The sequence below is a fragment of the Plebeiibacterium sediminum genome (assembly GCF_026013605.1).
In the GTDB taxonomy this organism is placed as follows: domain Bacteria; phylum Bacteroidota; class Bacteroidia; order Bacteroidales; family Marinilabiliaceae; genus Saccharicrinis; species Saccharicrinis sediminus.
Window position 1 is genome coordinate 20,960 of record NZ_JAPDPJ010000021.1, and the last position, 13,417, is coordinate 34,376.

Below are 13,417 nucleotides of genomic sequence, written 5' to 3' on the forward strand. Positions count from 1 at the left end.
ATACTTTTACGGCTTAATTTTAAAAATAACCATGTCGCAAAAAACAGATCAGCAATTTGAGCATGTAATAGCTATATGCAAAGATATTTTCGAAAAAAAAATGAAGGATTATGGAACTGCATGGCGCATTCTAAGACCTTCATCAATGACTGATCAGATATTTATTAAAGCACAACGAATTAGAAGTATAGAAACTAAAGGTGTTTCAAAAGTTGATGAAGATATCAGATCCGAATTTATAGGAATTATTAACTACGCTTCTATGGCAATTATCCAATTGGAATTGGGTCCTTCTGATCAGCCTGAAATGAATAATGAAAAAGCATTAGAATTATATTTAAAGAACATATACAATGCTAAAGATCTGATGCTTAATAAAAATCATGATTATGATGAAGCCTGGAGAAGTATGAGAATTAGTTCATTTACTGATCTGATATTAATGAAACTTCACAGAACAAAACAAATTGAAAATAATCAAGGTAAAACAATCATTTCGGAAGGCATTGATGCAAATTATCTCGACATGATCAATTATGCAATTTTTGCTATGATTCATTTGGATTTTCCTGAAAATGAAAACTAAAGTATTACATGACTAAACTATTTTATTATTTAAGTAGATTAATTGTAGGATTAACATTTATTTTTTCTGGTTTTGTTAAAGCTGTTGATCCTGTAGGAAGTGCAATTAAATTTGGAGACTACCTAAGCTCTTTTCATTTGAGCGATTTTTCCTTTATTGTAATTCCATTATCATTTATTGTTTCAGCACTTGAGTTTTTAACCGGTATTCATATATTACTGGGCATTAGAATTAAAACTTCGTCTATTATTGCGATGCTTTTTATGGTAATATTTGTTCCTCTTACACTTGGAATTGCAATTGCCAACCCTGTAACTGATTGTGGATGTTTTGGTGATGCTGTTAAACTAACAAACTGGGAAACCTTTGCTAAAAATATAGTACTTTTAATTCCTACTTTATTTTTATTTATCAATCGAAAGAAATTCGTTAATACCATAAGTATTCTCAATAAACTTACTTTTTCTTTTGCAAGTACAGCCATCATACTAAGTGTTTCTTTTTACTCATATTACCATTTGCCAATTATAGATTTTCGACCTTATAAAATTGGTAACAACATCACCGAAGGAATGATTATTCCGGAAGGTGCTGCTCAGCCGGAATATGAAACCAGCTTTATTATGGAAAAAGATGGTGTTCAAAAAACATTTGAAGCTTCTAATTATCCATACAATGATTCAACATGGATATTTATTGATAGTGAAACAAAAGTAATCAGTAAGGGATATGAGCCACCTATTCATGACTTTGTGTTAACAAATGATGAAGGTGAAGATATTACTAAGGTACTTCTTGAAAAAAGTACACCTACTTTATTGGTTATTTCTCCTCAAATCAATAAAGGAACATGGGGTGCGAATATCGATAGCTTAAAAAGTTTAAATAAAGCATTATTTCAAAAGGGATTTGACACTTTTTTTGTAACTGCATCTACTTCTGAAGATATCACAAACTTTGAGTTTAGTACTGAAGCTGGTTTTAACTACTTAACAGCTGACGAGACCATGTTAAAAACAATGATCAGGTCAAACCCTGGTCTGGTATTAATTCAGGATGGAAATGTAATTGGTAAATGGCATTACAAAGATATTCCTAATGCCAAACAGTTTGCCAACCCAACTTCTTTTGCATTGAAGCAATTAAAGGATAAGAATGAAAAAAATGTCATTTACATCATCATACTACTGAGTATATTAATGTCATTTTTAATACTTTATAAAAAAAATAATTCAATATAGTTTTAATTACAAACATTTATTACGATGAGACAAAACATTGTTGCCGGAAACTGGAAAATGAACAAAACTCTTCAAGAAGGAGTTGAGTTAGCATCAGAATTAAACAGCATTCTTGCTGGAAAAACACCTAACTGTAAAGTTGTTATTGGTGTTCCAGCTACTCACATTACTGAAGTAGTAAAAACTGTTGATGCTAGTAAAATTGCAGTTTCTGCACAAAACTGTGCTGACAAAGAATCAGGAGCTTACACAGGTGAAACTTCTGCTGCTATGGTAAAATCTACAGGAGCTGAGTGTGTTATCTTAGGTCACTCTGAAAGAAGAGAGTACTATGGAGAAACAAACGAAATCCTTAAAGAAAAAACTAACTTAGCATTAGCTAATGGTTTAACTCCAATTTTCTGTATTGGTGAAGTATTAGAAGAAAGAGAAGCTAACAAGCAAAATGAAGTTGTAAAAACTCAAATCGAAGAAGCTCTTTTCCACTTATCAGCTGAAGAGTTTGGTAAAATCGTTCTTGCTTACGAACCTGTATGGGCTATCGGAACAGGAAAAGTTGCTACACCAGAGCAAGCTCAAGAAATTCATGCTTATATCCGTTCAGTAGTTGCTGACAAATTTGGTGCTGAAGTTGCTGACAACTGTTCTATTCTTTACGGTGGAAGCTGTAAGCCTAGTAACGCAAAAGAATTATTTGCTAATCCAGATGTTGATGGTGGTCTTATTGGAGGTGCTTCATTAAATGCTGAAGATTTTGTAGGAATTATCGATGCATTTTAATCGATAACCACAAATAAATAATAGAAAAGCCGTCATTGCCGACGGCTTTTTTTATGCTGAACTAATTGTTAATTTTGTCCGAATAAATAAAATATAATCTCAAATGCAATACACAAAAGTCTCTTTCACCATTAGTCCGATAAATGATTTTATCAGAGATATATTAACTGCTGAACTAGCGGAATTTGAATACGATAGTTTTGAAGAAACTCAAGAAGGCATCAATGCCTATATTCCAACAGCCAGTTTTTCAACTGATGATATAAACAGTCTACAAATATTACAAAATAAAGATTATACAATTAGCTATACTCATGAAGAAATGCCGGATCAAAACTGGAATGAAACCTGGGAAAAACATTTCTTTAACCCTATAATAATTGATGACAGATGTATTGTTCGTAGTCCTTTTCACCAGGAAATCCCCAAAACTGATTATGACATTTTAATTGAGCCTAAAATGGCTTTTGGAACCGGACATCATGAAACTACCGGATTAATGATAAAACATATTTTAGATGCTGATTTTTCAGGTAAAACAGTATTAGATATGGGATGCGGAACCGGAATTTTAGGTATTCTGTGTGCTATGAAAGATGCCTCTAAAGTAATCGGAATTGACATTGAAGATTGGGCCTACAATAATGCCAATGAAAACATTAAACTTAACAACATCAATCAGATGGAAGTATTTTGTGGTGATGCTTCTCTGCTTGGAAATGAAACTTATGATGTAATTCTGGCAAACATTAACAGAAATATTTTACTGGCTGATATTGAAAAATACGTAAGCGTTTTAAACAACAATGGATCATTGTATTTAAGTGGATTTTATAGTTCTGATATTGACGTTATTGATGCTAAATGTACTCAGTTTAATTTAAAGAAAATTTCAGTTAAGGAGGATAACAATTGGGTAGCGATTGCGTATACGCATTCAAAATAATAACCTATGAGAATATTTTTACTATTATTTTTTTTTACAAGTTTCTTAATTTCAGGATATTCACAAAATACTCAGAAGTTATTTAGTGATAATCCTGAGGAGTTTATTCCTACGATAGAAGAAATGTTTAAATCTATCGCGGATAAAAAATATACAAAAGAATATATTGAAGAGTTGACCGTTTTCTGGACTAATCCTGATTTAAGCAGTGAACTTAAACTGGTCATTATCGATAACTGTAATGAACTGGCAATAAAAAGAGCCAGACCAGTTCCTGATTATGTTACCTATTTATCTACTGTGCGTGAATTTGTTTCATCAGATATTTCTGAAAACAGCTTTAATGCCTGGAATAATGCAATAACTGATTTGATTAAGAAAAAAAGGTACCCATTAAGAAAAATTAATCAACTTCTTAATACAACTAGTCAGTTACTTAGCGAAAATACCATATATTCTACTCCTTCTACAAAATGGAATTCAAGTAACAGCAACTGGGAATTAAGTTATAACGAAGACTTAATTGGCTCATTTACAGATTTAAATTTAACTTGTTTTTCTAAAAATGATAGTATTAAAATATTCGATACTTCAGGAACTTTTAATTACACTACCAATATATGGCAAGGTGATAAAGGAAAAGTAACCTGGGAAAGGGCTGGTTTTTCAGCTGATACACTTTATGCCACTTTTGGTAAATATACCATACCTTTTAAAGATGCCATGTTTGAAATAGATACAGTAAAATTTTATAACTATATCTATTTTGATCATGCTTTAACCGGGACATTAAAGCATAAGGTTATGAATATTAACACTCCGGAAGCAGCCTCCTACCCTCAGTTTTTATCTACAGAAGAACGTTTTAATTTAAATAACATTCATCCAAACATTAATTATGAAGGAGGGTTTGCACAAAACGGAGCTAAATTTCTTGGTGCAGGAACGTATGAAAATCCTGCTACCATTACTATTTTTCGTCACGATACACTCTTTATTACTGCAAAATCTCTGTACTTTGCACTACGTAAAGATCAGATATTAAGTACAGATACTGAAATTAAAATACAACTGGACACAGGATACATATATCACCCTGGTCTTACTTTTAAACTGATGGCTGATATTAATGAACTTCACTTGATCAGAGATGGCGAAGGTTTGGCCATTAGTCCATACTTTAACACATTCCATAACGTGAGTATGGATATTGAGCTATTAAGCTGGAATCTGGATGAAGATGTGATCAACCTAAAAATGGTATCCGGAGCTGCAGAAAACCACGGTTCCTTTGAATCATTAAGTTATTTTAGGGAAAGTTTTTATAACCAACTACAAGGGATGGACGCCATGCATCCTTTACAAGGACTTAAAAACTGTTCAAAGATGTTTAAAGGGAAACCATTTACAGCATATGATTATGCGCAAATGATGGGTTTGCCTGAAGCTCAGGTTCGTCAACAAATCATACAACTTTCTTTTTACGGATTTATAGGTTATAATGTAAATACCGATGAAATTGAAATAAGACAAAGACTCGATGACTACCTCCTGTTCCGATTAGGGAAAAAAGATTATGATGTAATTCGTTTTGCTTCAAATACACCGGGACGGGTTGAAAACGCCCATATCGATTTACTTAATTATGATTTAAATATAAATGGTGTTAAATCTATTTCCATATCCGATAATCAAAATGTTGTATTCTTTCCTAAAGATGAAAAAATCTTACTTAAGAGAAACCGAAACTTTATTTTTGACGGAACAATCAATGCAGGGATGTTAAATCTGTACGGAGCTGGTTTTAAATTCAATTACGATGATTTCCAGATCGATATGACCAACATTGACTCCTTGAGAATGCAAGTTCAGACTGGTGAATTAGATTACTTTGGTCACCCCAAGCTAACATACGTACAAAATGCTATTGAAAAACTTTCAGGAACCTTACGAATTGACAAACCAGATAATAAATCAGGAAAAGATTACTATAGCGAATTTCCAATTCTTCACAGTACTTCAGAATCATATGTTTACTACGATAAACCTGAAATACAAAATGGAATTTATGATCGGGAAAAATTTTATTTCAGGTTAGATACTTTTTCAATGGATAGTATTAGTGAATTAGCTCGTAAGAACTTTGACTTTACTGGTACATTTGTTTCAAACATCTTCCCTACTTTTAATGAAAATCTTACTGTTCAAAAAGATTTTTCTCTTGGGTTTAACAGGGAAACACCTCCCGACGGCTATGATATTTACGATCACAGAGCTAAATATATTGCTAATATAGATTTAAGTAATAAGGGTTTACGGGGTAATGGTACATTGCAATACTTAGCATCAACTTCAAAGTCTGAAAACTTTTTGTTCCTACCTGAAGAAACAAAAGGTCAGGCCTACGACTTTACCATTGCCAAGCATGAGGATGGCATTGAATATCCTGATGTTTCAGGAAAATTTTCTTCTGTAACATACCTCCCATATAAGGATAAATTAGAATCAAAGAGTCAGGAGGAAAGTTTTACCATGTTTAATAACGAAGCTTCACTTGAAGGTACTATTACTGTAGGAATAGGTGGTGCCACAGGTAAAGGTACATTCTATATGGAAAAAGCAAATATTGTATCGCCTGCAATGACTTTTGGCGGCCATACTATGTTAGCAGATTCATCTGACTTTAATCTTGTAAGTGGCGATATGGGTGATGTATCGTTTAATACAACAAACTTAATTTCAAATATTGATTTTGAGACTCGCAAAGGTAATTTCGTATCAAAATCAGGAGGAAGTTTGGTTAATTTCACAGACAACAGATATGTATCATATATCAGTGAATTTTCATGGGATATGGACATAAACAACATTTATATGGGTGCAAGTGGTTCAGAAGGTAACCGATTTGTTTCCACACACAGACGTCAGGATTCACTAGACTTTAGAGCACCTTTAGCCAGGTACGATGTTGAGAAAAAAGTAATTTATGCTGAGGAAGTTAAGAATATCAACGTTGCCGATGCTGATATCCAGTTAAATGATGGCCGCATTACAATTTATGAAGATGCAGAGATGGCTCCTATTGATAGTGCTACCATTTTATTATCAGATTCAACATGTTCTCATACGATTTATAATTCGCATTTAAATATCGCAGGTAAGTTTGAGTATACCGGATATGGGGAATATGATTTTATAAATGGTAATGGTAAAAAGTTTACCATACAAATGAGTGAAATAAAACTAGATGAAAATAAAAGTACAACTGCTTCAGGTACCATAGTTGAAACGGAACTGTTTACTTTTGATAAAAACTTTACATTTAAAGGAAAATCGACTTTAAATGCAAAGCAACCACACTTAACATTTGATGGAGGTGCACAAATGCTTCATCAATGTAATGGAGGACCACAAACATTTGTTTATTTCAATTCAGTGATTGATCCATCAAATGTGTTAATTCCTATTGGAGAAGAACCGGTTAATTACGAAAGAGAAAATATATACAGAGATTTCTTTATAACTAAAGATTCAGCTCATGTTTATTCTTCTTTCCTTCAATCCCGCAAGGATTACAGTGATATTCCGATTATTTCAGCCAATGGATACCTGCATTTTAACAGCACTGACAATGCTTTTGAAATTGCTCCAATGCATAAAATAAATAATCAGGATACCACAGGTATTGTTTTCCAATATTCAAACTCCAGATGCGATATCAAAGCAGAAGGACCATTGGACTTTGGAATTGATTTAGGAGCGTTTAAATACAAAAATGTTGGAACAATTATAGATGATCCTAAAAAAGAAAAAATAAGCATTACAACCCTGATGGGTATCGATTTCTTTTTTGATGAATCGATCACAAACATGATGGTAACTGCTATTTTAGCGTCAAAAGCTCCTGAAAGTAAACTTAGTGATGCTACTTTACAAAAAAGAATGGCTGAATGGGTTGGAACTAAGGAGGCTAAATCTATTATTGCAAAAAAGAAAGCATCTAAACAAATTGAAAATCTAAATCCTGAAGTAAACCAAATGTTTACTTTTGGAAATTTAGATTTTACTTTTGATGGTCCGGGACATGCATATGTAGCTGATGGAGAGGCAGATTTAACCTTCATTAAAAACTATGTGATCAACAAAAAAGTTGATGTAACTACTGAACTTGTAAAAAAGAGAAGTGGAAATATAATTGATATCATTATAAAATTTGATGATGATACCTGGTTCTATTTCTCACACAGAGGAGAAATGATGCAAACATTATCATCAAGTCCGGAATATAATGAAGCTGTAAAAACATTAGATGAAGACAAACGAAAAGTTAAGGGTGGCTTAGGTGAAAAATCATTTACATATATATTAGCTCCTGCTAGTAAGTTAAATCGCTTTTCAAAAAAATTCGGTTATGCACCAATTAAATCAAGTGTAAGTGCTGCCGGTCAAAAATTAATAAAAGGAAATGTCGATGAAAATTCTGAAGATAACAATTCTGAAGAGGAAGATGTTTCTGAAGAAGAACAAACTGAACAACAATAAAATAAAATGAGTGATTCTTTTAATAATTTAATTTAGAATCACTCATTTACTTTGTTAAGTCTCGAAAATTTTCCGAAACAACTCTTTTTAGCTACTTTTACATGCACACAACTCAAATAGAAATATGAATAATTTTAAAATTGGAATTGTAATCAGTTTAATCACACTTTTAAGTAACTATAGTTTTTCTCAAACTAAAATAACTACTGATTTTAAGGATTACAGTTTAGATATTTTTGAAACAACTGATATTAATAATCTTGATATCAGAGGTAATCATGCACAAATCAATATTCTGAATTGGGATAAAGACTCAATCAGTGTTGAAACTTCGTTAGAAATCTTATCTGATAAGCCAAACTTATCTAAAGAAATGCTTGACGAGATAAGAATTAAAGTGGTTACATACAGCAAAACACTTCAGGTTAAAACAACATTTACGGAGGATTTTAACAGGACAATACCGTATAAAATCATGTACAACATTTTTTGTCCAAAAGAAATCTCACTACAAATAAAAAACTCCAATGGACAAGTTAATATTGCTGAAATAACAGGTAAAACCGATGCAAAACTTGATTACTGCCAAATAAATATTAAGAATCTATCCATAGACAATGATTCTATTAGCAATAACATCGAATTAAACTATTGTAACGGTACTATTAATAAATTTGGTTATGGTAAAATAGTTATTAATAACTCTACAATTCAAATTCCAAGCGCCAATCTCATTGATTTAACCTCAAATTACAGCATCATTGAAATAAATAAAATAGATAAGTTAAAGAGTATATCAAAAATTGACAACTTAAAAATTGGCAATTCTACACAAACGGAGCTTAGAAGTAACAGTTCTACTATTCAAATAGCACAAATTGGAACTGAAAGTTTGTTTGAATGTACTAATGGAAATTTAACCATTAATAATTCATCAAACGACCTAAAAAAGTTAACCATTAACAATAATAATACACATACATCAGTTAAATTAAATGAGCTGGTTTCATACACCATTAACGGAGAAATTTCTAAAGGTAAATTAATTCACCCTTATTTAAACAAGATCCAACTGGTTAAAGAGATTGAAAAGGTATCATTTAATGGGGTTATTGGAAATAATCCTCAAAGTGATTCAAAAGTTATTGTTTTTAACACCAACCAGAACGTTGAGTTCAAATAATTAAAAGTTAGTATTATGTCCACAGCTGATAAAATTTTCTTATTGCGTTCAAAGATGCTAAGCATGGGAATTGACGCATATATTATACCCGGGAGTGACCCTCACATGAGCGAATACACTGCCGCTCATTGGAAAAAACGAGAGTTTATTTCAGGTTTTACAGGTTCGGCAGGAACCGTTGTTATTTTGGCAGAAGAGGCTGGTTTATGGACGGACAGCAGATATTTTATCCAGGCAGAAAAAGAATTAGATGGGAATGGGATTGATTTGTTTCGAATGGGTGAAGCCGGAACTCCTGACTATGCAGACTGGATTGCTGAAAGATTAAATCCGGGAAGTACTTTAGCTTTTGAAGGCGAAGTATTTTCAATTGAAGATGCCAGAAAACTATCAAAGAAGTTCAAGACTTATGGTATCTCAATCGACCCCAATTTAACATTACTTGATGAAATCTGGGAAGGACGTCCTCCTATTCCGGAAAAACCAATTATTCTGCATGAAACAATACATGCCGGTTTAAGCAGAATTGAGAAGATTGAAAGGATCAGAGAGGAAATGCGTAATCAGGATGCCTCTCACTATATAATTACAGCGCTTGACGAAATTGCATGGACTTTGAACCTTAGGGGTAGCGATGTTTCTTACAATCCGGTGTTTCATGCATATTTAATCATCTCTCTTGATGCGGTTTATTTGTTTATCGACACCCATAAAATTACTGCTACAATTGGAAAACAATTAGCTATTGACGATATCTCAATACATTTGTATTCAGATATTTTTAAATGGGTTAAAGATATGCCAATTGACTCTGGTTTAATGTTTGATCCTTTTACTACCAACGCAAAAATATATTCATTAATTCCACGAGAAGTTATTAAAATTGAAACTGAAAGCGTTGTAAAAGACCTTAAAGGAATTAAGAACAGCACCGAACAAAATGGATTTAGAGAAGCCATGAAAAAAGATGGTGTTGCAATGGTAAAATTCATTCACTGGCTTGAAAATCAAGTTCCACAAGGAGATGTTACAGAAATATCAGCAGCAAGAGAGTTAAAGAAATTCAGAGCAGAAGCAGATAGCTTTGTTGGAGAGTCTTTTGCTACAATATCTGCATTTGCTGAACACGGCGCCATCTGTCACTATACCGTAGATGAAAAAAGCAGCATCCCTTTAAGTTCTGATAATTTTTATCTGGTTGACTCTGGTGGCCAGTATTATGAAGGTACTACAGATATTACAAGAACCATTCATTTGGGTACACCAACTGAACAACAAAAAGTAGACTATACGATGGTACTTAAAGGTAATATCGCGTTAGATACTACAAAATTTCCTGTAGGCACGAGAGGTGTTCACCTGGATATTCTGGCACGCAAAGCACTGTGGTCTCAAGGTCTAAATTACGGTCATGGAACAGGCCACGGAGTTGGTTGCTTTTTAAATGTACACGAAGGACCTCAGGCTATACGCCCCAATGATAATGGTGTTGCATTAGCTGAAGGAATGATTACATCTAATGAGCCAGGTTTATATAGAGAAGAAGAATACGGTATTAGAATTGAAAACCTCATTTTAACAAAAAAGGCTGTTTCAACTGCTTTTGGAGACTTTTTAGGTTTTGAAACTTTAACCCTCTGCCCTATTGACCTAAAACCAATTGAAAAGTCTCTTTTGACTCATGAAGAAATTGATTGGCTAAATCAATATCATCAGAAAGTATATGATATTATTTCACCTTTATTAAGCGAAGAGTTAAGCAATTGGTTAAAAGAAAAAACAAAAGCGATATAATCAATCAAGACTATTAGATGCTATCTGTTTGTATACCTGTTTATAATGTTGATGTTACTTGCTTAACCGAAAAGTTAATCAAGCAGGCAGATGAATTATCCATTAATATAGAAATACTTATATATGATGATGGTTCAAAGAATGATTATAAAATAATAAACAGATCTCTAAAGAGTTTTGATCAAATCAGATACAAAGAACTTAAAAAAAATATAGGGAGCGCAGCCATTCGAAACAGAATGGCTGTTGATGCTTTATACAATAGTCTTTTATTTATCGATAGTGATTCTGAAATTCCTGTTGATTACCTGGAAAAGTATTTACCGCATATTACCAATTCTAAAATGATTGTTTGTGGAGGAAGAGTACATCCCAAACAGCTACCATCTTTAGATAAAAGTCTAAGATGGAAAGTTGGCAAATTCAAAGAAGACTTCAGTGCAGCACATAGAAACAAAGTTCCTAATAAAAGTTTTATGTCGAATAACTTTTTAGTAAAGAGAGAACTTTTCAACAAGATCCAATTTGATGAAACTATTGAAAGATCTGGCCATGAAGACACTATGTTTGGCATAAAACTTGAGCTGCTGGGTATCCATATTTTCCATATTGATAATCCTATTGTTCATATTGGATTAGAAAGTAATATGGAATTTATTACTAAAACAGAACAAAGATTAGAAACATTAAAAATCATAGAATCAAAAAATGGAGACAACCATCTGCTTTATGACAGGATAACAATTTTAAGATATTACAGGATTTTAAAAAAATTAAAACTTATTGGGCTGTCAGGTGTTTTGTTTCTTCGAAGTAAGGATTTTTTATCCGGATTACTTCAAAACACTAATCCTAGCATGTTAATCTATGATCTATACAAATTAGGATATTATTCTCATATTTCTAAAAAGATAATACAATGAATACAAAGTTTATCATCATACTATCTGTATTTTTCTCATTAACCTTATTTAAGGTAAATGGACAAGGTTATAAAATTGATGTTACTATTAATGGATTGAAAGATACCACCTTAATACTGGGACATTATTTTAACAAGAAAATGTTAGTAAATGACACCATTATGGTTAACCATGAAGGTAAAGGAAGTTTTACTGGAGAAGAACCATTACCAGGTGGTGTTTATATCATTTATATGCCAGATCAAAAGTACTTTGATATATTTATTGATGATGAACAACATTTTAGCATTTCAACCCAAAAGACAGAACCAATACTAAACCTTACTGTAAAAGGAAATAAACAAGAACTGGCTTTTAATGAATACCAAAAATACCTGAACAAACAACAACAAAAAGCGGTTGCCCTTCAAAACAATATTAAAGAAAAAGCTCAATCACAAAAAGATTCTGTGGAAATATGGAAGAATCAACTAAACGAATTAACTGAAGAAATTAATGGCTATTGGAATAATATATTAACCAAATATAAAGGCACATTCCTGGCTAATTTTATAAGAGGTATTAAAGAAATTAATGTACCCGATTTTAATGAAAATAAAAGTTTACCAGACTCGGTAATTCGATGGAAACGATATGAATATTATAAAGATCACTATTTTGATAATATTGATATGCAAGATGACAGAATGTTACGTACTCCATATTTTACAAATAAACTAGAAACTTTTTTTACAAAGACTGTTTTCCAAATTCCTGACAGCATTGTTAAAGAAGCAAATAGAGTAATTGAAATGGCAGGTGATAATAAGGAGATGGAAAAATACCTTATTCAGTATACATTCAACACTGTAAATGACAGTAAAGTGATGGGAATGGATGCTGCTATGGTAGCTCTGGCTGAAAGATATTATTTATCTGGATATGCAGACTGGGTAGATGAAGAATTCCTTACAAAACTTGAAGAAAGAGTAACAAAACTTAAACCTAATTTAATTGGAAATAAAGCTCCAGATTTAAAGTTACTTTCACCCAATAACGAATACTACAAACTTAACGAAGTATATGCAAAATTAACCATATTGGTTTTCTGGGAACCGGATTGTGGTCACTGTAAAAAAGAGATTCCTAAAATAAAAGAAGAAATATGGGATAAGTATGGTGATCAGGGTGTTAAAATATTTGCAGTTTTCACCCAACACGAAAAAGATAAATGGACTGAGTTTATTGAGGAACACCAATTAGAGGAATGGATTAATGTTTGGGACCCATATAACCAATCAAATTTTAGAGATTTGTATGATATTTATAGTACTCCGGTTATTTTTGTTTTAGACGAAAATAAAAACATTATCGGAAAAAGAATCGGTACAGATCAACTTCCTGGATTTATTGAATATCATTTAAAAAAGAAATAAAGCCAAT

At 32.3% G+C, this 13,417-nt stretch carries 9 protein-coding genes; all 9 read left to right on the plus strand.

The annotated features are described in order from the left end of the window. The first annotated feature begins 31 nt into the window (after window positions 1-31). A complete protein-coding gene (locus OM075_RS10575) occupies window positions 32-586 on the plus strand; it encodes a DUF1599 domain-containing protein (RefSeq protein WP_301190479.1) in 555 nt (184 codons plus the stop codon). Between the two features lie 8 nt (window positions 587-594). Next, window positions 595-1,827, plus strand: a complete 1,233-nt coding sequence (locus OM075_RS10580; RefSeq protein ID WP_301190480.1) for a BT_3928 family protein — start codon at window positions 595-597, stop codon at window positions 1,825-1,827. 24 nt (window positions 1,828-1,851) lie between these two features. Beyond that, entirely contained in the window at window positions 1,852-2,607 is a 756-nt protein-coding gene (gene tpiA / locus OM075_RS10585) for a triose-phosphate isomerase (protein WP_301190481.1), read from the plus strand. Window positions 2,608-2,710: 103 nt separating this feature from the next. After that, window positions 2,711-3,553 carry a 50S ribosomal protein L11 methyltransferase gene (gene prmA / locus OM075_RS10590; RefSeq protein ID WP_301190482.1) on the plus strand — a complete coding sequence of 281 codons (843 nt, stop codon included), beginning with the start codon at window positions 2,711-2,713 and terminating at the stop codon, window positions 3,551-3,553. A 6-nt stretch (window positions 3,554-3,559) separates the two neighbouring features. After that, window positions 3,560-8,095, plus strand: a complete 4,536-nt coding sequence (locus OM075_RS10595; protein ID WP_301190483.1) for a hypothetical protein — start codon at window positions 3,560-3,562, stop codon at window positions 8,093-8,095. 124 nt (window positions 8,096-8,219) lie between these two features. Then, window positions 8,220-9,278, plus strand: coding sequence for a hypothetical protein (locus OM075_RS10600; protein WP_301190484.1), 1,059 nt, complete (start codon window positions 8,220-8,222; stop codon window positions 9,276-9,278). Window positions 9,279-9,293: 15 nt separating this feature from the next. Next, complete coding sequence (locus OM075_RS10605) at window positions 9,294-11,072, plus strand: aminopeptidase P family protein (RefSeq protein WP_301190485.1); 1,779 nt, start codon at window positions 9,294-9,296, stop codon at window positions 11,070-11,072. A gap of 17 nt (window positions 11,073-11,089) precedes the next feature. Further along, a complete protein-coding gene (locus tag OM075_RS10610) occupies window positions 11,090-11,995 on the plus strand; it encodes a glycosyltransferase family 2 protein (RefSeq protein ID WP_301190486.1) in 906 nt (301 codons plus the stop codon). Beyond that, window positions 11,992-13,410 (plus strand): TlpA family protein disulfide reductase, encoded by a 1,419-nt coding sequence (locus OM075_RS10615; RefSeq protein WP_301190487.1) that lies wholly within the window; start codon window positions 11,992-11,994, stop codon window positions 13,408-13,410. Before OM075_RS10610 ends, OM075_RS10615 begins: the two co-directional genes overlap by 4 nt. The last annotated feature ends 7 nt before the right edge of the window (window positions 13,411-13,417 follow it).

Excerpts from the sequence above, each read along its gene's own strand:
- OM075_RS10575 (WP_301190479.1), top strand. The coding sequence starts at position 32 with ATGTCGCAAAAAACAGATCAGCAATTTGAGCATGTAATAGCTATATGC.
- OM075_RS10580 (WP_301190480.1), top strand. The coding sequence starts at position 595 with ATGACTAAACTATTTTATTATTTAAGTAGATTAATTGTAGGATTAACA.
- tpiA (WP_301190481.1), top strand. The coding sequence starts at position 1,852 with ATGAGACAAAACATTGTTGCCGGAAACTGGAAAATGAACAAAACTCTT.
- prmA (WP_301190482.1), top strand. The coding sequence starts at position 2,711 with ATGCAATACACAAAAGTCTCTTTCACCATTAGTCCGATAAATGATTTT.
- OM075_RS10595 (WP_301190483.1), top strand. The coding sequence starts at position 3,560 with ATGAGAATATTTTTACTATTATTTTTTTTTACAAGTTTCTTAATTTCA.
- OM075_RS10600 (WP_301190484.1), top strand. The coding sequence starts at position 8,220 with ATGAATAATTTTAAAATTGGAATTGTAATCAGTTTAATCACACTTTTA.
- OM075_RS10605 (WP_301190485.1), top strand. The coding sequence starts at position 9,294 with ATGTCCACAGCTGATAAAATTTTCTTATTGCGTTCAAAGATGCTAAGC.
- OM075_RS10610 (WP_301190486.1), top strand. The coding sequence starts at position 11,090 with ATGCTATCTGTTTGTATACCTGTTTATAATGTTGATGTTACTTGCTTA.
- OM075_RS10615 (WP_301190487.1), top strand. The coding sequence starts at position 11,992 with ATGAATACAAAGTTTATCATCATACTATCTGTATTTTTCTCATTAACC.